The 19283-nt window shown below is 74.0% G+C and carries 15 protein-coding genes and 2 pseudogenes; 9 read left to right on the top strand and 8 right to left on the bottom strand.

Translation table 11 applies throughout. From position 1 onward, the window contains the following. Positions 1-12 precede the first annotated feature (12 nt). Together map and A6Q81_RS12105 are read left to right on the top strand one after the other, a co-directional pair. Positions 13-735 (top strand): annotated as a pseudogene (map, locus tag A6Q81_RS12110) (type I methionyl aminopeptidase); the annotation flags it as partial. 132 nt (positions 736-867) lie between these two features. Next, complete coding sequence (locus A6Q81_RS12105) at positions 868-3876, top strand: zinc-dependent metalloprotease family protein (RefSeq protein ID WP_286690597.1); 3009 nt, start codon at positions 868-870, stop codon at positions 3874-3876. Positions 3877-3985: 109 nt separating this feature from the next. On the opposite strand, the gene A6Q81_RS12100 is transcribed toward A6Q81_RS12105, so the two are convergent. Beyond that, positions 3986-4669, bottom strand: a complete 684-nt coding sequence (locus tag A6Q81_RS12100; RefSeq protein WP_286690596.1) for an amidase family protein — start codon at positions 4667-4669, stop codon at positions 3986-3988. Between the two features lie 6 nt (positions 4670-4675). Beyond that, positions 4676-5189 (bottom strand): annotated as a pseudogene (locus A6Q81_RS17285) (amidase family protein); the annotation flags it as partial. Between the two features lie 70 nt (positions 5190-5259). On the opposite strand from A6Q81_RS17285, the gene trhO reads away from it, so the two are divergent. After that, the gene (gene trhO, locus A6Q81_RS12095) at positions 5260-6570 is read left to right on the top strand and encodes an oxygen-dependent tRNA uridine(34) hydroxylase TrhO (protein WP_286690595.1); all 1311 of its coding nucleotides are present in this window, start codon (positions 5260-5262) and stop codon (positions 6568-6570) included. Positions 6571-6573: 3 nt separating this feature from the next. Here trhO and A6Q81_RS12090 read toward each other — a convergent pair whose 3' ends face one another. Continuing rightward, a complete protein-coding gene (locus tag A6Q81_RS12090; protein WP_286690594.1) occupies positions 6574-7200 on the bottom strand; it encodes a hypothetical protein in 627 nt (208 codons plus the stop codon). Positions 7201-7246: 46 nt separating this feature from the next. Beyond that, positions 7247-7777: a hypothetical protein gene (locus tag A6Q81_RS12085; RefSeq protein WP_067853428.1), complete on the bottom strand. Its 531-nt coding sequence runs from the start codon at positions 7775-7777 to the stop codon at positions 7247-7249. 47 nt (positions 7778-7824) lie between these two features. Here A6Q81_RS12085 and A6Q81_RS12080 point away from each other — a divergent pair, with 47 nt between their 5' ends. The 5 genes from A6Q81_RS12080 (at position 7825) to A6Q81_RS12060 (ending at position 13427) form a co-directional block, all read left to right on the top strand. Then, entirely contained in the window at positions 7825-8385 is a 561-nt protein-coding gene (locus tag A6Q81_RS12080) for a TIGR03086 family metal-binding protein (RefSeq protein ID WP_286690593.1), read from the top strand. A 31-nt stretch (positions 8386-8416) separates the two neighbouring features. Further along, positions 8417-8833 carry a DUF6157 family protein gene (locus A6Q81_RS12075; protein WP_286690592.1) on the top strand — a complete coding sequence of 139 codons (417 nt, stop codon included), beginning with the start codon at positions 8417-8419 and terminating at the stop codon, positions 8831-8833. Positions 8834-8931: 98 nt separating this feature from the next. Then, entirely contained in the window at positions 8932-9948 is a 1017-nt protein-coding gene (locus A6Q81_RS12070; protein ID WP_067853436.1) for an aldo/keto reductase, read from the top strand. Next, positions 9941-11368 (top strand): sigma 54-interacting transcriptional regulator, encoded by a 1428-nt coding sequence (locus tag A6Q81_RS12065; protein WP_286690591.1) that lies wholly within the window; start codon positions 9941-9943, stop codon positions 11366-11368. Before A6Q81_RS12070 ends, A6Q81_RS12065 begins: the two co-directional genes overlap by 8 nt. A 4-nt stretch (positions 11369-11372) precedes the next feature. Next, positions 11373-13427 (top strand): vWA domain-containing protein, encoded by a 2055-nt coding sequence (locus A6Q81_RS12060; protein ID WP_286690590.1) that lies wholly within the window; start codon positions 11373-11375, stop codon positions 13425-13427. A 99-nt stretch (positions 13428-13526) separates the two neighbouring features. Here the strand turns inward: A6Q81_RS12060 and A6Q81_RS12055 are convergent, their stop codons facing one another. Beyond that, positions 13527-15956, bottom strand: coding sequence for an FtsX-like permease family protein (locus A6Q81_RS12055; RefSeq protein ID WP_286690589.1), 2430 nt, complete (start codon positions 15954-15956; stop codon positions 13527-13529). After that, the gene (locus A6Q81_RS12050) at positions 15953-16723 is read right to left on the bottom strand and encodes an ABC transporter ATP-binding protein (RefSeq protein ID WP_286690588.1); all 771 of its coding nucleotides are present in this window, start codon (positions 16721-16723) and stop codon (positions 15953-15955) included. The genes A6Q81_RS12055 and A6Q81_RS12050 overlap by 4 nt, the downstream gene beginning before the upstream one ends. A gap of 123 nt (positions 16724-16846) precedes the next feature. On the opposite strand from A6Q81_RS12050, the gene A6Q81_RS12045 reads away from it, so the two are divergent. Next, entirely contained in the window at positions 16847-17161 is a 315-nt protein-coding gene (locus tag A6Q81_RS12045) for a hypothetical protein (RefSeq protein WP_286690587.1), read from the top strand. Positions 17162-17180: 19 nt separating this feature from the next. On the opposite strand, the gene A6Q81_RS12040 is transcribed toward A6Q81_RS12045, so the two are convergent. Both A6Q81_RS12040 and A6Q81_RS12035 read right to left on the bottom strand, forming a co-directional pair. Further along, a complete protein-coding gene (locus A6Q81_RS12040; RefSeq protein WP_286690586.1) occupies positions 17181-17846 on the bottom strand; it encodes a response regulator in 666 nt (221 codons plus the stop codon). Beyond that, positions 17843-19036, bottom strand: coding sequence for a sensor histidine kinase (locus A6Q81_RS12035; RefSeq protein WP_286690585.1), 1194 nt, complete (start codon positions 19034-19036; stop codon positions 17843-17845). Before A6Q81_RS12035 ends, A6Q81_RS12040 begins: the two co-directional genes overlap by 4 nt. Positions 19037-19283: the final 247 nt, after the last annotated feature.

Here is a 19283-nt window from a genome sequence, read left to right as displayed (position 1 = left end):
AGGGAAGACGCCGCCGGACAGTTCGTCGGCGAGGTCCTGACCGCCCTCGTCGACGCCGCCGACGTCGGTGTCGACCTGCTCGACCTCGACGCGCTCGCGCACCGCATGATCCGCGAGCGCGGCGCCGAGTCCTGCTACATCGACTATGCACCCTCGTTCGGGCGCGGGCCCTTCGGCAAGGTGCTGTGCACGTCGGTCAACGACGCCGTCCTGCACGGGCTGCCGCACCGCTACCGGCTGAAGGACGGCGACCTCGTCAGCTTCGACTTCGCCTGCTCGGTCGACGGCTGGGTCGGCGACTCCGCGGTCAGCATCGTGGTGGGCACGCCCCGCGAGGAGGACCTCGCCCTCATCGCCGCCACCGAGGAGGCGCTCGCGGCCGGGATCGACGCGGCGCGCGCCGGCAACCGGCTCGGCGACATCAGCGCCGCGATCGGCGGGGTCGCGCGGTCGCACGGCCTGCTCGTGAACACCCAGTTCGGCGGCCACAGCGTCGGGCGCACCATGCACGGCGACCTGCACCTGCCGAACGACGGGCGGCCCGGCCGTGGCGTCCGGCTCGACCCCGGCCTCGTCGTGGCCATCGAGCCGTGGTTCCTGCAGTCGACCGACGAGATCGTCATGGATCCCGACGGCTGGACGATCCGCAGCGCCGACGGCTCGCGCGGCGCGCACAGCGAGCACACCATCGCCGTCACCGACGGCGACCCCGTGGTCCTCACCGCGCGCGCCTGATCCTCCGGCGCCCCTCCTCGGGGGCGGGGACCGACCACCCGGTCGAAAACCCCTCCGGTCCCGGGACTTTCGGCCTACGGTGGGTCCGGGAGCGCCGACCGGTGGCGGTCGGTGAGGGAGTGGAGGTCGGCGATGCGTCGTCGTGCATCGGTGGTCGTCGGCGTGCTCGTGGGCGCGGTCCTCGTGACGGTGCCGGCGTCGGCGCGGGCGGCAGAGCCGACCGTGCGGACGTCGGGGGACGACGTCACCTACACCGACCCGACGCTCGCCGGTACCGACACCACCCGGGTCCGGGGCGTGCTGCGCGAGGTCGTGACCGAGCCCGCAGCGCCGGTCTCGACCGGCAGCGACCCGCACGCCGGCCACGACCGCACCGGCGGCCAGCCGCTCATCGTGCTCGCCGACGGCACGCACGTGCCGGTCGACCTCGACCTCGACGCCCCCGACGTCGTCGGGTCGACCGTGGTGGCCGAGCTCGTCGACGGCCCGGTGCTCGACGCCGCGCTCGACGGCACCCCGACCGAGCCCGTGCAGGTGCGTACCGCGCAGGTGGACACCGCCGAGGCAGCCGCCGCGCGGGCACCGCACCGGGTCTACGTGGCCGTGGTGGGCAACAGCGGCGCGTCCGTCGACTCCGACGCGACCATCCAGGCGCGCGTCGACGGCGGCACCCGCTGGTGGAGCGAGGAGTCCGGCACGAGCTTCGGCACGGCCTCGACCGTCCGGTACGACAGCGCGCTCGACGCGACGCAGCGCTGCGGCTTCGCCAACCCGTGGACGCTCTGGAGCGAGGCCGGCCGCCGGTTCCCCGACGGCACGTTCGACCAGCCCGGCAACCACCTGCTGGTCGTCGTCGACGACACGTGCAACGGCGTCGGCGTCGGCACGGTGGGGCGCGGCATGGACGACGGCGGGTCGTCGACGCAGAAGGAGTCGGCGTCGATCTTCACGGCCACGTTCGCGCACGAGGTCGGGCACAACCTCGGCCTCAACCACGCGAACCTCGAGAGCCTGGACGGCCAGGGCGGCGAGTACTGGGACCTCTACAGCCCGATGGGTCTCGCGATCGGCTCCAGCCAGAGCCTCGACCCGCCCGCGCTCGAGAGCGAGTACCGCGCGCAGCTCGGGCTCCTCGACACCGGCGAGGTCGAGGTCGTCGGGTCCGGTACGTCCGTCACCCGCACCCTCGCCGCGCGCGGCAGCAGCACCGGCTTGCGGGGCATGGAGGGGCGCTCGCCCGACGGCACGAGCCACTGGGTCGAGTACCGGTCGGGAGGCGGCCGCGACGCCCGGAGCTACTACCGGCTCGAGCCGAACGCGTCGGTGAGCGGCACCCGCAAGTACCCGCGGGGCGTCACGGTGAGCACCCGCACGACGGGCTCGACGGGCAGCACCCTGCTGCGTCCACGCGCCGACGGCACCGTGGCCCACGGGTCGCGCCAGGCGGGCCAGACCTACACCGCCGGCGACGTGTCGGTGCGCGTCGACTCCGTGGGCGCCGAGAGCGCCGTCGTCACCGTCACCAACGGGCCGGTGCTCGCCGACCTCGCGACGTCGACGCCGGTGGTCGAGGGCACCCCGCGGGTGGGCGCCACGCTCACCGCGCAGCCCGGCTCGTGGACGACGGGCACGACGTTCGCCTACCAGTGGTTTGCGGGCGGGACCGCGGTCCAGGGCGCGACCGCGTCGACGTTCGTGCCGACGAAGGGTCAGCTGGGGCGGACGATCACCGTGCGCGTCACCGGCTCGCGCAACGGCTACCGGTCGGCGACCAGGGAGTCGGCCCCCACGCCGGCGGTGGCCGCAGGCGTGCTCGACGCGTCGACGCCCACGGTGGAGGGGGCGGCCCGGGTCGGCTCCCCGCTCACGGGACGCGCAGGCTCCTGGACGGCCGGGACGACGCTGACCTACCAGTGGTCCGCCGGCGGTGTCGACGTGCCGGCCGCGACGACGAGCACCTTCACCCCCACCGTGGCGCAGCTGGACGACGCGATCACACTCACCGTGACCGGCACCAAGGACGGCTACATCACGACGTCGCGCACCTCGCAGCCGACGGAGCGGGTCGCCGCGGGCGCCACGACGGCCGGCGCCCCCACGGTCACGGGCACGCCGAGGGTCGGGGAGCAGCTGGGCGTCGACGTCGGCTCGTGGGGTCCGGGCACGACCTTCACCTACCAGTGGCTGGCGGACGGCTCGCCGGTCACGGGCGCCACGGGCGCGACGTTCACGCCCGGCCCCGTGCAGCAGGGTGCGCGGGTCACGGTCACCGTGACGGGCGCGCGGCCGGGCTACGACACGTCCTCGGCGACCTCGGCCCCGACGGACCGGGTGGCCACCGGCACCCAGGTGGCCGGGACGCCGACGGTCTCGGGCGACCCGACCGTCGGACGCCCGCTGCGGGCAGACCCCGGCACGTGGGCCTCCGGCACGATGCTCACCTACCAGTGGCTGGCCGACGGATCGCCCGTCGCGGACGCCACCACCGACACCTTCACGCCGGGTCCGGCGCAGCGGGGTGCGCGGATGACGGTCACGGTCACCGGAGAGCGGAGCGGCTACGACACCGCGTCGGCGACGTCGGAGCCGACGACCGCGGTGGCTGCGGGCGCCACCATCGCCGGGCGCCCGGCGGTCACCGGCACCGCCAAGGTGGGGGTGGCCCTCGGTGTCGACGTCGGATCGTGGGCGCCGGGCACGACGTTCACCTACCAGTGGCTCGCCGACGACGCCCCCGTGGCGGGTGCCACCTCCAGGACCTTCACGCCTGGCGCCGCGACGGTCGGCGACCGGATCACGGTGCGGGTCACCGGCACGCGCGACGGCTACGAGACGGCGTCGGCCATCTCCGGCCCCTCCGCCGCGGTCGCGGCAGGCACGCTGACGGCGTCGGCGCCCAAGGTGTCGGGCACGGCGGTCGTCGGTCGTCGTCTGTCGGTCGTGCGCGGCACGTGGACCTCGGGGACGACGTTCTCCTACCGCTGGCTCGCCAACGGCACCGCCGTCAAGGGCGCCACCGCGTCGACGTTCGTCGTGCCACGCAGCCTGCGCGGCAAGCGGGTCACGGTGCAGGTGACGGGCCGCAAGAGCGGCTACACGACCCTCACCCGCACGTCGGCCCGGACGGGCGTCGTCCGCTAGCCCCTGGGCGGTAGGTGACGCGCGGAACCTCCTCCAGCGGGCGCTGGCGCGCGTCATCGATGGTCGATGACGCGCGAGACCTACCGCCCACCCGTGTTCCGCAGGCCACCTACCGCCGTGGGGGGAGCCGGTCGTGCCACGGGTCCGCCTGCTCGACCTGGGCGCACAGGGAGAGCAGCGGACCGTCCTCGCCGGGACGGCCGGCGAGCATGACGCCGACGGGCAGCCCGTCGACCACGGACAGCGGCAGGCTCGCGGCGGGGACGCCCGCCATGTTGTAGACGGCGGTGTAGGGCGTGAAGTCGAGCTCGCGGCGGTGGTCCTCGGCGGGGTCGCCGGACTCCGTGAACCACGCGACCGGCTGCGGCGGCAGCGCGAGGGTCGGGGTGAGCCAGGCGTCGAACCCGGCCATGGACGTCACGACGTCGCGGGTGGTCGCCTCGAGGAACTGGATCGCCCGCGCGAGCTCGGCTGCGCTGTACGTGCGCCCCCGCTCCAGCCAGTAGCGGGTCGTCGGACGCAGCAGGTCGAGGGCGGCGTCGGGGATCGGGGCCGCCGCCATGCCGCTGGACCAGACGACGTTGAACTGCGGCTCCAACGCGGGTGGGAACGGGTTCTGCACGTCCACGACCTCGTGACCCAGGGAGCGCAGCACGTCGGTCGCGTGCTCCCACGCCTGCACGGACGACGCCGACGCCGTCACGCCGGGCAGGTACGGGTCGACCCAACGCGCGATCCGCAGGCGCTCCGGGCGGCGCGCGGTCCAGGCGGCGCTTGAACCCGAAGACGCCACAGCAGCTCGACGGGATGCGGATCGATCCGCCGCCGTCGCTGCCCTGCGCGAGGGGCACGAGCCCCGCGGCCACGGCCGCAGCGGCGCCACCGGACGACCCGCCCGCCGTCCGCGTCGGGTCCCAGGGCGTGCGCGCGGGGCCCACGAGGTCGTTGTCGGTGTACGACGACAGCCCCATCTCGGGCGTGTTGGTCTTGCCCAGGCTCACGAACCCCGCCAGCTGCACGAGCGTCACGACGTGCGCGTCGACGTCGGGCACGTGGTCGGCCATGAGCCGCGACCCGAGCGTGGTGCGCACGCCGGCCGTCGGGGTGAGGTCCTTGAACGCCGTGGGCACACCGAGGAACGGCGGCAGGTCGCGGGCCGACGTCGAGCGTCGGCGCGCGTCGGCGGCCTGCGCGGCCTCCAGCGCGGCGTCCGCGGTGACCGTCACGAACGCGCCGAGCGTCGCGTCGTGCTGCTCCACGCGGGCGAGGTGGTGCTCGACCAGCTCGACCGAGGTGGTCTCACCGGCCGCCATCGCGTCGGCCATCGCGTGGGCGTCGAGCTCGTGCAGCGCGGTCACCGCTCCAGCGTGCCACGCTGGGCCCGTGCTGCAGTCCGTGGAGGCCCTGCTCGACCCGGTGCTCGACGCGAGCGTCCGGGAGGAGTGGGCGCGGCTCCTCGAGGCGGGGCTTCCCAGCCAGGCCCGGCACACGGGCGCCTCGAACGCTCCGCACGTCACGCTCGCCGTCGCCGAACGGATCGGTGCCGACGCCGACGCCCGTCTCCCTGGCGCGCTGCCGGCCGACCTCCCGACCGTGCGGCTCGGGGGCCTGCTCGTCCTCCCCGGACGCTCCGGCCGTTGCGTCCTGGCGCGTTCCGTCGTGGTGTCCGCCGGGCTGCTCGACCTGCACGCGCGCTGGCCGACGTCGGGCGAGAGCGCGAGGGTCGCGTCGGCGGTGTGCGTCGCTGGGACCCCGAGGCGCAGGAGACCTGGCTGCTCTGAGCCGCGCGGCCCGTCAGGGACAATCGTCGACGTGGCCGTGCCGAAGGTGATCCTGTTCTACGTCTTCACCCCCGTGCCCGACCCCGACGCGATCCGCGTGTGGCAGCTGAGCCTGGCCGGGTCGCTGGGGCTGCGCGGGCGGGTCATCGTGTCCTCCCACGGCATCAACGCGACCTTGGGCGGCGACCTCGACGCCCTCAAGCGCTACGTCCGGGGCCTGCGCGAGTACGCGCCGTTCCGCGGCGCCGACGTGAAGTGGTCGGCGGGGCGCGCGCTCGACGACGGCGTCACGACGGCGCTGTTCCCGCGACTCTCGGTCAAGGTGCGCGAGGAGGTCGTCACGTTCGGCGCCCCCGACGAGCTGGACGTCGACGCGCACGGCGTGGTCGGCGGCGGCGAGCACCTCAGCCCCGAGGCGCTGCACGCGCTGGTCGAGGCGGAGGACGTCGTCTTCTTCGACGGGCGCAACCGCATCGAGTCCGAGGTCGGCCGCTTCGCCGGCGCCGTGCGTCCCGACGTCGAGACCACCCGCGAGTTCGTCGAGCTGCTCGACTCCGGCGCCTATGACGACCTGAAGGACCGACCCGTGGTCACGTACTGCACGGGCGGCATCCGCTGCGAGGTGCTCACCCCGCTCATGCGCAGCCGCGGGTTCCAGCGCGTGTACCAGCTCGACGGCGGCATCCACCGCTACGGCGAGGCGTACGGCGACACCGGGCTCTGGGAGGGGTCGATGTACGTCTTCGACGGCCGCACGACGGTCGAGTTCAGCCCCGATGCGAAGGTCGTGGGCCGCTGCGACACGTGCGGCACGCCGAGTCGCGACGTCGTCGACTGCGCGGACCCGGCGTGCGTGCGGCAGATGGTGCGCTGCCCTGCGTGCACGGCCGGGTCGGCCGTCTGCGGTCGCTGAGCGTCAGGCCCAGGACCAGCTGGCGAGGATCGACTGGTCGACGGCGTCGCGGTCGGCCTCCGACAGGTCCTTGTTGTGGGAGAACGTGATCACGTAGCCCTTGCCGTCGACGGCGAGCGTGTACTGCTCGACGCGGTACTCGTTGCCGTTGAGGTTGAACAGCGCGGTGGTGTGCACGGCCTCCTGGCCGTCGATCGTGAGCGGGTCGCGCACCTCGATCTCCTGGGCGTTCGCGTTCTTCAGCACCTTGACGAGCGCGTCCTCGAGCTGCTTGCCCTTGACGTTGACGATCGTCGGGTCGGAGACGACGTTGACGTTGTCGGCGAAGCCGTCCTTGTCGGTCACGTCGATCGCGAGGCTCAGGGCGGCACCTGCCCCGTTCTTGTTCTCCTTCCAGCCCTCGGGCACCGCGTAGCTGAAGCCGTCGGCCTCGACGCGGTCGCCGTCCGCGGGCTTGGCCGTGGGGGCAGGGGCGGAGGAGTCGCCCCCGTCGGTCGAGGAGCTGGCGGAGGAGGACGAGGAGCCCGAGGAGTCGGAGTCGGAGTCGGTGCCGCCGCAGGCGGTCAGGACGACGGTGGCGGTGGCGGCGACGAGGAGGGCGCGCACGGGGGCGCGGTCGAGGAGGCGCATGACGGACAACCTAGTCGTCCGTCCAGGACTGCGCTCGGTGAGGCCCTCAGCCGAGCTCGCCGCCGTCCCAGTCGGGGTTGGCGAGGTTGCGCTGCATCGCGATGTTGAGGTCGCTCACGACGAGCGCGACCTGCCGTGCCACGACGTCGCTGACCCGTCGCTGCAGGCTCTCGGTCGGCGCCGGGTGCACCTCGTCGACCCGCACCTCGAGCAGGTGACCGTCGGGCGCGGCGGCGCCCTCGCGCACCACCAGCAGGTCGACGACGTCGGCCCCGCCGAGCGCCGGCCACACGGTGACCCGCAGGCCGAGCCGTGCCGCGCTCGACGTGCGCGACTGCACCACGACGCGCACCGACACGGCACCGGCCGCAGGTCGGCGGTACCCGTCGGGTGGGCTGAGTCTCAGGACCGGGTCGGTGTCGACGTCGATGGCGAACTCGTGCAGCAGGGGCCTGCCGATCTGCCGCTCGGCCGTGGTGACCAGGAGGTCGCGCAGCCGGCGCGCGCAGTCGTCCAGCTCGGCGTAGCCCAGCCCGGCGCGCCCGGCCAGCAGCGGATCGACGTCGTCGGGGCTCATGGCCGCAGTATGGCCACGACCCCGTCCGCGGTCTAGCGTGGGCCGCCATGAGCACACCGTCCGCCGACCACCGGCACGTCGCCGCCGGGTTCACCGCCGTCGCCGACGCGGTGGCCGACTGGGACGCGCCCGCGCCGGTCGAGGGCTGGACTGCCCGCGACGTCGTCGAGCACCTGGTGACCTGGCTGCCGGCGTTCCTGTCCGCCGGCGGCGTCGCGCTCGGCACGGCCGACCCGCGACCGGCCGACCCCGCCGAGGCCTGGCGCGACCACGCGGACGCGGTGCAGGCGCTCCTCGACGCCCCCGACGCCGACCGACCCTTCACCCACCCGCACGTCGGCACGCACCCGCTCGACCAGGCGGTCGCGCAGTTCTACACGGCCGACGTCTTCATGCACACGTGGGACCTCGCCCGCACCAGCGGGCAGGACGTCGAGCTCGACCCCGACCGTTGCGCCGCCATGCTCGCCGGCATGGCGCCCATCGAGGACATGCTGCGCGGGTCCGGCCAGTACGGCCCGGCCGTTCCCGTCCCCGACGACGCGTCGGTGCAGGACCGGTTCGTCGGCTTCATCGGACGCGACCCCGCCTGGGCCCCTCGCGCCTGAGGGTGGATTCCCGTCGGTGGGCGGGTGCACGATGAGGGCAGCGAGCCCCTGGGAGGACGCCGTGCAGACCACGAACAACCACGACACCTTCACCTCGGTGGCGCCCGACTGTCCCGCGACGTCGGCGCAGGTGCCGCCCGAACGAGCCACGCCGAGCGTCGCGCGGCTGCAGTACGACCTCCTGGCCGACGCGCCCTACCGGTACACGTCCGACGACGTCGTCTACCTCTCGCAAGGCGAGCGACGCGGCATCGACCGCGAGACCTTCTTCGCCAAGGGCCAGCCCTGCCTGCGCGCCTCGCCCCTCGTCAAGCGGTACGGCTGGGGCGTGCACCACGACGCCCAGGGCCGGGTCGCGCTCGTGCCCGTGGAGTCGGCGGAGTACGCCGCGCTACGCGCCGACCCAGCCCTGCAGCAGCGCGAGGGCATGCGGTCGTCGCGGGCCTGACGCCCCAGCCCCGCCGACCAGCCCCGTGGCCCGGGCCCGCCGTCCACCGGCTGGTCGTCCCGAGGTGCAACCTTGCCGGGCAGGAGTTGACTGGACTCATGACCACGACGCACACCACGCTCGGCACCACCGCGCCGCTCGACGTCTCGCCGCTGGGGCTCGGCTGCATGGGCATGAGCGAGTTCTACGGCACCCGCGACGAGTCCGAGGCAACGCGCACCATCCACCGCGCGCTCGACCTCGGCGTCACCTTCCTCGACACGGCCGACATGTACGGCCCCTTCACCAACGAGCAGCTGGTCGGCTCGGCCATCGCCTCCAGCAGCCAGGGTCGCGACGCCGTGCAGCTGGCCACCAAGTTCGGCAACGAGCGGCTGCCCGACGGCACCCGCCTCGGGGTCAACGGCAAGCCCGAGTACGTGCGGTCCGCGTGCGACGCGTCGCTGCAGCGTCTCGGCGTCGACCACATCGACCTCTACTACCAGCACCGCGTCGACAAGACCGTCCCCATCGAGGAGACCGTCGGCGCGATGGCCGAGCTCGTGCAGGCCGGCAAGGTGCGTCACCTCGGCCTCTCGGAGGCCTCGGCCGAGACCATCCGCCGCGCGCACGCGGTGCACCCGATCACCGCGCTGCAGACCGAGTACTCCCTGTTCACGCGTCACCTCGAGGACGAGATCTGGGGCGTCCTCAGCGAGCTCGGCATCGGTCTCGTGCCCTACTCGCCGCTCGGGCGTGGGCTGCTGACCGGCGCGATCACCGCCGAGACCGATCTCGAGGAGTCCGACTCCCGGACCACCGCGTACTTCCCGCGCTTCCAGGGCGAGGCGCTGCAGTCGAACCTGCAGCTCGTCGCCAAGGTGCGCGAGATCGCTGAGCGGCTCGGCTGCACGCCCGGCCAGCTCGCGCTCGCCTGGGTGCTCAGCCGCTCAGGCCGCGACGGCGTCGGCGTCGCGCCCATCCCCGGCACCAAGCGGGTGGCCTACCTCGAGGAGAACCACGGCGCCCTGGAGGTCGAGCTGACGTCCGACGTCGTCGAGGACCTCGAGACGGCCGTGCCCCGCGACGCCGTCCGCGGCGACCGCTACGGAGACCTGTCGAGCATCGATGCCTGAGGACACCATGGCTGCCACCACGCCACGCCCGACCATCGACACCGTCGGCGCCCTGCGCGCCAGCGGACACGCGCACAAGCCGCTGCGCACGGAGATCCGCGACAACCTGCTCGCCGCGCTCGCCGAGGGCCGCGACCCGTGGCCCGGGCTGCACGGCTTCGAGGACACCGTGGTCCCGCAGCTCGAGCGGGCGCTCATCGCCGGCCACGACGTCGTGCTCCTCGGCGAGCGCGGCCAGGGCAAGACCCGCCTCCTGCGCACCATGGTCGGGCTGCTCGACGAGTGGACCCCGGTCATCGACGGCTCCGAGCTCGGCGAGCACCCGTACGCGCCGATCACCGTGGCCAGCATCCGTCGTGCCGAGGAGCTCGGCGACGACCTGCCGGTCCGGTGGCGCCACCGCGACGAGCGCTACGCCGAGAAGCTGGCCACGCCCGACACGAGCGTCGCCGACCTCATCGGCGACGTCGACCCGATGAAGGTCGCCGAAGGACGCAGCCTCGGCGACCCCGAGACCATCCACTTCGGGCTCATCCCGCGCAGCCACGGCGGCATCGTCGCCATCAACGAGCTGCCCGACCTCGCCGAGCGGATCCAGGTCGCGATGCTCAACGTCATGGAGGAGCGCGACATCCAGATCCGCGGGTACGTGCTGCGGCTGCCGCTCGACGTGCTCGTCGTCGCCAGCGCCAACCCCGAGGACTACACCAACCGCGGACGCATCATCACCCCGCTGAAGGACCGGTTCGGCGCCGAGATCCGCACCCACTACCCGACGCAGCTCGTCGACGAGATCGCCGTCATCCGCCAGGAGGCCGACCTCGTCGCGACCGTGCCCGACCAGCTGATCGAGGTCCTCGCCCGCTTCACGCGCGCGCTGCGCGAGTCGTCGGCGGTCGACCAGCGCAGCGGCGTCAGCGCCCGCTTCGCGATCGCCGGTGCCGAGACCATCGCCGCCGCGGCCCTGCACCGGGCCACCCGCCAGGGCGAGCCCGACGCCGTCGCTCGACCCGTCGACCTCGAGACCGCCGTCGACGTGCTCGGCGGCAAGATCGAGTTCGAGTCCGGCGAGGAGGGCCGCGAGGACCTCGTCCTCGACCACCTCCTGCGCACGGCCACCGCCGAGACGGTGCGCGGGCTGTTCACCGGCATCGACTTCGGGGTGCTCGTGGAGGCGCTCGAGGGCGGCTCGCTCGTGGCCACCGGCGAGCAGGTGAGCGCCCGCGACTTCCTCGCCGGCCTCCCCCAGCTCGGCGAGTCCGACGTCTACGACCAGGTCTGCGACCGCGTCGGCGTCGGCGTCGAGAACGGGGGCAACGACGGCGAGCGGGCCAGTGCCATCGAGCTGGCTCTCGAGGGCCTGTTCCTCGCCCGGCGGATCAGCAAGGACTCGGCCGGCGGCGAGACGGTCTACGGGTGAGCTCGTGAGTCGCCAGAACCGTCGCCTGAGCCGTGCCTCCCGGTACGGCGCGTACGTCGACGGGCCGGACCCGCTGGCCCCGCCCGTCGACGTCCGCGAGGCGCTCGACGCCATCGGCGAGGACGTCATGGCCGGCTACTCGCCCGACCACGCGCTCCAGGAGTTCCTGCGGCGCGGCGGTGCCGACCAGCGCGGCCTCGACGACCTCGCCCGGCGGGTCGCCGAGAGACGTCGCGAGCTGGTCGGTCAGCACGCCCTCGACGGCACGCTGCGCGAGGTGCGCGAGCTGCTCGACCGCGCGCTCCTCGAGGAGCGCAAGCAGCTCGCCCGCGACGTCGACCTCGACGACGGCGACCGCGCCCTCGCCGAGCTGACCCTCGACAACGTGTCCCCGTCGCCCGCCGCCGCCGTGCGCGACCTGAACGGCTATGAGTGGCAGAGCTCGCAGGCACGCGAGGACTTCGAGCGCATCAAGGACCTGCTCGGTCGCGAGATGCTCGACCAGCGGTTCGCGGGCATGAAGGACGCGCTCGAGAACGCCACCGACGCCGACCGCGCCGCCGTCCACGAGATGCTCGACGACCTCAACGGGCTGCTCGAGAAGCGCCAGCAGGGCGTCGACACGCAGGCCGACTTCGACGACTTCATGGGCAAGCACGGCCAGCACTTCCCCGAACGTCCGCAGAACCTCGACGAGCTGCTCGACGCCCTGGCGCAGCGGTCGGCCGCGGCGCAGCGGATGATGAACTCGATGACGCCCGAGCAGCGGCGCGAGCTGATGCAGCTGTCGAGCCAGGCGTTCGGGTCGCCGCAGCTCACCGAGGCGCTCGACCGGCTCGACGGCAACCTGCAGGCGCTGCGACCCGGCGAGGACTGGGGCGGCTCGACGCCGATGGACGGCGACCAAGGCCTCGGGCTCGGCGATGGCACCGGCGTGTTCCAGGACCTCGCCGACCTCGACGCGCTCGCCGAGCAGCTCGCCCAGTCGCACCGGGGGTCCACCCTCGACGACGTCGACCTCGAGGCCTTGTCGCGCCAGCTCGGCGACGACGCGGGCGTCGACCTGCGCACCCTCAAGGAGCTGGAGCAGGCGTTGCGTGAGTCCGGTGTCATGGAGCGCGGTACCGACGGGCGGCTGCGCCTGACGCCCAAGGCGATGCGACAGCTGGGCAAGGCGCTGCTGCGCGACGTCGCGAGCGCCATCTCCGGCCGTCGCGGCCAGCGCGACACGCGCGCGTCGGGCGCCGCGGGGGAGCGGTCCGGCGGCACCCGCGCCTGGGAGTTCGGCGACACGGAGCCCTGGGACGTCACCCGCACCGTCACCAACGCCGTCGTCCGCACGGTCGGCGAGGGCGGGTCGCCCGCGTCGATGGCCCGCGACGGCGTGCGGCTGCAGATCGGCGACGTCGAGGTGCAGGAGACGGAGGAGCGCACCCAGGCGTGCGTGGCGCTGCTCGTCGACACGTCGTTCTCCATGGCGATGGACGGCCGCTGGGTGCCGATGAAGCGCACCGCCCTCGCGCTGCACACGCTCGTCAGCACCCGCTTCCGCGGCGACGCGCTCGAGCTGATCGCCTTCGGCCGGCACGCCGAGACGATGGAGATCGAGCAGCTCACCGCGCTCGACGCGCAGTACGCCAAGGGCACCAACCTGCACCATGCGCTGCTGCTCGCCAACCGGCACTTCCGCAAGCACCCCAACGCCCAGCCGGTGCTGCTCATCGTCACCGACGGCGAGCCGACGTCGCACCTGGAGTCCTCGGGCGAGGTGTACTTCAGCTACCCGCCCCACCCGGTCACCATCGCGCTGTCGGTGCGCGAGCTGGAGGCGTCGATGCGGCTCGGCGCCCGCACCACGTTCTTCCGCCTGGGCGACGACCCGGGGCTCGCCCGCTTCATCGACCAGATGGCCCGTCAGGTCGACGGCTCGGTGGTCGCGCCGGAGCTCGACGACCTCGGCGTCGCCGTCGTCGAGTCCTACCTCGGCACCCGCCGCGGTGGCAGCAGCGGCCCCGGCGACGACGGTGGCTGGTCCTCCCGCGGCTGGTGGGCCGGCTGACCAGCCCCTGACCCTCCCCCTCCCCGCTGACTGTGACGTTTGGGGCCCGAAAACCCCGAAACAGGGCCCGAAACGTCACATTCAGCGGGGTGCGAGGGCTCAGTCGAGGACGAGACCCTCGGCAGGAGCGACCTTCGCGGCCCGGCGGGCGGGGATGACGCAGGCCAGCAGCCCGGCCAGGGCGGCGATGCCGACCACCGCAACCAGCTCGCCCCACGGCGTCACCAGCGGGACGTCCTGCACCGCGGCCGTCACGACCGAGACGGTGCCGACCCACCCGAACGCGACGCCGACGACGGTGCCCAGCACCGCGGCCACCAGCGCGAGCAGCAGTCCCTCGGCCGCGAGCATGCGACGCAGCTCCCGACGGGTCAGGCCGAGCGCCCGCAGCAGCGCGTGCTCCCGACCCCGCTCGAGCACCGAGAGCCCGACGGTGTTCGCGATGCCGACGAGCGCGATCGCCACCGAGATCCCCAGGAGGCCGAGGACCGCCCAGGTGAGCACGTCGAGCTGCTTCTCGATCGACGCGCGGCTGTCCAGCGTGCTCGAGACGCCCAGGTCGAGCTCCCGCGCCACCGCACCGACCTCGCCCGTGAGGCGCACCGTGTCGGCTCCGTCGTCGGCGCGGACCCACAGGGCCTGCGGCGTCGCGTCACCCCCGAGGGCCTCGACGACCCCCGGTCCGGCCACCACGGCCGAGCCCCACTCGCTCCCGACGACCCGCGTGGCCACCTCGACGCTGCGTCCGTCGCGCGTGAGCCGCAGCCGCTCGGGGATCCCGTCGGCCATCGTCGTCGCGACGGTGCCGGGGATGAGGACCGTCAGGCGGGGCGGCTCGACGGTGGACGGGTCGCGGGTCAGCTCGCGCACCCCGCTGCTGGGGGTCAGCACCGGCACGACGCCCGCGCCCGGCAGCTCGGCTTGCACCCCGGGCACGAGGCTCGCCCGAGCGACACCGTCGAGTCGACCGACCCGGTCGAGCGCGTCGTCGGGCAGGGTCGAGGAGCCCGTGAGCGCGACGTCGACCGGGTACTGCACCTCCAGCTCGTCGTCGAGGGCGCCGCGGGCGCTCGCCATGCCGGTGAGGACAGCCGTGGCGAGCGTGACGCCGACGAGCAGCGACGCCGTGGTCGCGGCGCTGCGCCGCGGGTTGCGGACCGCGTTGGCGGCCGCCAGCCGGGTGGCCAGCCCGGTCCCGCCGAGCAGGCGTCCGGCCAGCCGCAGGAGCGCCGGGACCAGGACCGGCCCGAGCAGCAGCACGCCCGTGAAGGTCACCATGCCGCCGACCAGCAGCGGCGGCAGCGTCGACGTCCTCACCGCGACCGCGAGGGCTGCGGCTCCGGCGGCGACCATGGCGACGCCGACACCGACCCGGGCGGCGCCGGCGCGGCTGAGCACGTCGGCGTCGTGGGGACGGAGCGCCGCGAGCGGACTCACGCGCACGACGCGCCGGGTGGGCAGCCAGGCCGCGGCCACGGTCACCACGACCCCGCCGACGAAGGCGCCCCCGACCCACAGGGGCGACAGCGCGACCGCGCCCAACGTGCTGGCGTCGCTGAGGACACGCACCGCGGCGACGATGCCGTAGCCTGCGCCGACCCCGGCAACGACGCCGAGCGCCGACGCGAGCAGCGCGACCGCGACGGACTCGACCCGCACCGAGCGCAGCACCTGCCGGCGGGTCGCGCCCACGCAGCGCAGCAGCGCGAGGTCGCGCGTGCGCTGGGCGAACAGGATGGTGAACGTGTTGGCGATGACGAGCACGGCCACGAAGCCGGCCACCGTCGCGAACAGCAGGAGCAGGATGCCGATGGCGTCGAAGCCCTGGTTCAGCGCCACCACGCGGGCGTCGACGTACTCCCCCTGCGTGCGGACGGGCTCGTCGGTGACACGGGCGAGCGCCGCGGCCGTGGCGGCCGGGTCGCCCGAGGCGTCGACGACGACGGCGTCGGCCAGCGCGTCGGGCAGCGCCGACAGCGTCGACCACGGCACGTACACGTCGGCCGACAGGTAGCTGGTCGCCTTCGCGACGCCGACGACGGTCACGGTGCGCCGGTCGCCGTCCGTCCCGATGACGAGCCGGTCGCCGACTCGGATGCGGTCCGCCTGCGCGGTGCGCTGGTCGACGAGCGCCTGGCCGTCGGCCGCGGGCGCCTGTCCCGACACGATCGTCTGGCGGCGCAGCTCGGGCTCGAGGCTGACGGTCGACACCGACGTGTCCTGGCCGAGCGACGTCCCGTCGCGGGTGACGGTGGTGAACGCCGAGCCCACGACGTCCGCGGTGGCCCCCTGGTCCGCCGCGGCGCGCTCGACCGGTGCCACCTGGCTGCGGTCGAGCCCGCCGTCCTGGCCGACGACGAGGTCGGCACCGCGGTACGCGCGCTCGACCTCGCCCGACAGGCCCGACTTCGCGGCCGAGCCGACGGCGTTGGTGGCGATGACGAAGCCGACGGCGACCATGACGGCCACGAACGCGGCGACGTACCGGCGGGTGTGGGTGCGCAGCGACGCGCGCAGCACGGTCCTCACGACGCGTCCCGGTGGCTGCTGCCGGCGAGGACGGAGACCAGCTCGGCGCGCGACGGGCTCACGAGGTGCGAGCGGATGCGGCCGTCGGCGAGCACGACGACGTCGTCGGCGTAGGCGGCGGCGTCGATCTCGTGCGTGACCATCACGACGGTGCGGCCGAGCTCGCGCACGGAGCGGCGCAGGTAGGCCAGCACTTCCGCCGACGCGGCGCTGTCGAGGTTCCCGGTCGGCTCGTCGGCGAAGACGATCGACGCCTGGCTGACGAGCGCGCGGGCGATGGCCACCCGCTGCTGCTGGCCGCCGGACAGCTCGCTGGGCCGGTGCCCGAGCCGGTCGCCGAGCCCGAGGACGGACACGACGGTGTCGAGGTCGTCGCACACGTTCGCGTCGACCCGGCGGCCCGCGAGCTCGAGCGGCAGCAGGATGTTCTGGCGGGCCGTCAGCATCGGCAGCAGGTTGAACGCCTGGAACACGAAGCCGAGGTGGTCGCGGCGAAAGCGCGTGAGCCGGTCGTCGTCGAGCCGCGTGAGGTCGACGCCGTCGACCGTGACCGTGCCGCGGGTGGGCCGGTCGAGCCCGGCGAGGCAGTGCATGAGCGTCGACTTGCCGGAGCCCGACGGTCCCATGACGGCCGTGAACCGTCCGGGCGCGAGGTCGACGTCGACGCCGTCGAGGGCGTGCACGGCGGCAGCGCCCGTGCCGTAGGTCTTGGTGAGGTCGCGGGCCGAGGCGGCCGTCGCGATCGGTGCGTGGGTGGTGGTCGTCATGACGACGACGCTAGGGATCCGGACCCCCTCCGGTCGTCGGAGCGCGGGATGGTCCTGACGTCATCCCTGGGTCTGACGGCGGCGGCTGCGCTAGCCTCGGACGATGCCTGAGGAGGAGGCTGGATGAGGTTCCTGCGCCGCCGTCCCGACCCGGCTGAGGAGCGCGCCGAGCGACTCGAGTGCCTCCGCGACCAGGTGCACATCCTGCGTGGTGTGGAGGTCGCGCTCGGTCGGTGGCTGGAGGTCGCCGAGGTCGTGCACGACGCTCCTTCGGTGAACGCGGCGAGGACCGCGCTGGAGGACCTCCTCCAGCTCGACGAGCTCCAGGTGCTGGCCGTCGTCGACCTCCAGCTCCGTCGGTCCGCGGGGCAGGAACGCGCGAAGGTCGCGGAGGAGATCCTCCGCCTCGAGGAGGAGCTGGCAGGACTGACCGCCTAGCTCCGATCCCGCCTCCTGACTAGCCCAGTCCCGCCTCCAGGGCGAGGAGCACGAGCTGGACGCGGTCGCGGGAGTCGGTCTTGGCGAGCAGGCGTCCGACGTGGGTCTTGACCGTCGCCTCCGACAGGAACAGCGAGCCGGCGATCTCGGGGTTGGTGAGGCCGCGGGCGATGAGCGAGAGCACCTCGCGCTCGCGGTCGGTGACGTCGGCGAGGCGGCGGGCGGTCGTCCCGCTCACCACGGCGCGCGACCCGGACGGCTGCACGAAGTGGTCCAGCAGGCGGCGGGTGGTCGACGGGGCGACGACGGCGTCGCCCGCCTGCACGGCGCGGATCGCGGCCAGCAGGTCGGGCGGGGCGGCGTCCTTCAGCAGGAACGCCGACGCACCGGCCTGCAGCGCGGCGAACGCGTACTCGTCGAGGTCGAAGGTCGTGAGCACGATGACCCGGGGTGGCGCGTCCCCGTGCAGGATGCGGCGGGTCGCCTCGACGCCGTCGAGCACCGGCATGCGCACGTCCATGAGGACGACGTCGGCCGTGACCTGCGTGAGCAGGTCGAGGGCGGCCTGACCGTCGCCCGCCTCGCCGACCACCTCGAGGTCCGGCTGGCTGTCGACGAGCATCCGGAAGCCGGCACGCACCATCTGCTGGTCGTCCACGAGCAGCACGCGGATCGGGGCGCTCACCGGGGGATCCTCGCACGCACCCGCCACCCACCGCCGGGTGCCGGACCCACGTCGAGCGTGCCTCCGTGCACGGCCACCCGCTCGCGCATGCCCACCAGGCCGAGGCCGCCCGACGTCGACGTGTGCGCGGCGCCGTGCCCGTCGTCGACCACCTCGACGAGCACGTCGGGACCGTCGACCGTGACGTCGACGGCAGCGGTGGCGCCGGCACCGGCGTGCTTGCGCACGTTGGTGAGCGACTCCTGCACGACGCGGAAGACGGTGAGCGCGACGCCGTCCGGCATGGCCGGCGCCGGGTCGGGGAGGGTGGCGCGCACCCGTCCCGCCTCGACGTCGGCGGCCAGGAGACGGGGTAGGTCGGCCAGACCCGGCTGGGGGACCAGCTCCGGGTCGGAGGTTCCTCGCAGGAGTCCGAGCAGGCGGCGCATCTCGGTGAGCGCCTCGCGCCCGGTCGAGGCGACGGTCTCGAGGGTGCGGACGGCGACGTCGGGGTCGTGCTCGGCGGCGTAGCGCGCGCCGTCGGCTTGGACGATCATGCCGGTGATGCCGTGGGCGACGACGTCGTGCATCTCGCGGGCGACGCGGGTGCGCTCCTCGGCTGCGGCCGACCGGGTCCGCTGCTCGGCCTCCTCCGCCATCCGTTCGCCGCGTTCGAGCAGGGCGTCCTCGTAGGCGCGTCGGATGCGGCCCTGCGTGCCGAGCGCCCACGCGGCGATGACGATGGCACCCACGGTGAGCGTGTACGGCAGGAAGGTCGTGAGCGAGAGGTCGGGCTGGACGACCCCGGGCGGCGGGTCGTCGTAGCGTCCGGCCATCACCCACACCCAGGCGGCGACGCCGGTGGCGACGAGGCTGAGCACGAGCCCGACGAGGGCGTCGCGCGAGCGGCCGAAGCGTGCGAGGGAGTACAGGGCGACGGGGTAGGCGAGCTGTCCGATGGCGGGGTAGTCGTAGACGAGGGCCTGCACGCCGCTGAACAGCCAGACGAGGGCGAAGGTCGTGGCGGGTCTGCTGCGTCGCCACGCGAGGGGCGCCACCTGCAGGGCGCTGAGCGCGGTCACGTGCAGCGGTTGCCCGACGAGCAGGGTCACGGCCGTGAGGCCGAGCAGCCCGACGACGAGTGCGGCGTCGAACCACTGCACCGCCTGCGGTCCCAGCCGCCAGGGGCGTCGTTCCTGCTCCGTCCTCACCCTGGCGACCCTAGGCGCTGGCGTCGGTCCCAGCGTCAGTCCCAGGTCTGATCCTCGGGCGCGATAGGTGCGAGACGTCGACGTGCGGGCGTAGCGTCCGAGCGAACGACCCGGTCGTCCGCCAGCGGTCAGCCAGCTCGGGCGCGGCGGCTGGTGCGTTGGGTGCGCAGGGTGCGGTGGGTCTGGTGGGTGTCGGGGTCGATGGTGAAGAACCCTTGGTGCACCGCTGAGTGACATCTCGGACAGA

The organism is Aeromicrobium sp. REDSEA-S38_B2 (assembly GCF_001628525.1).
Classification (GTDB): Bacteria; Actinomycetota; Actinomycetes; order Propionibacteriales; family Nocardioidaceae; genus Aeromicrobium; species Aeromicrobium erythreum.
The sequence above is the reverse complement of the archived record's forward strand: the minus strand, read 5'-3'. Positions and strand labels throughout refer to the sequence as shown.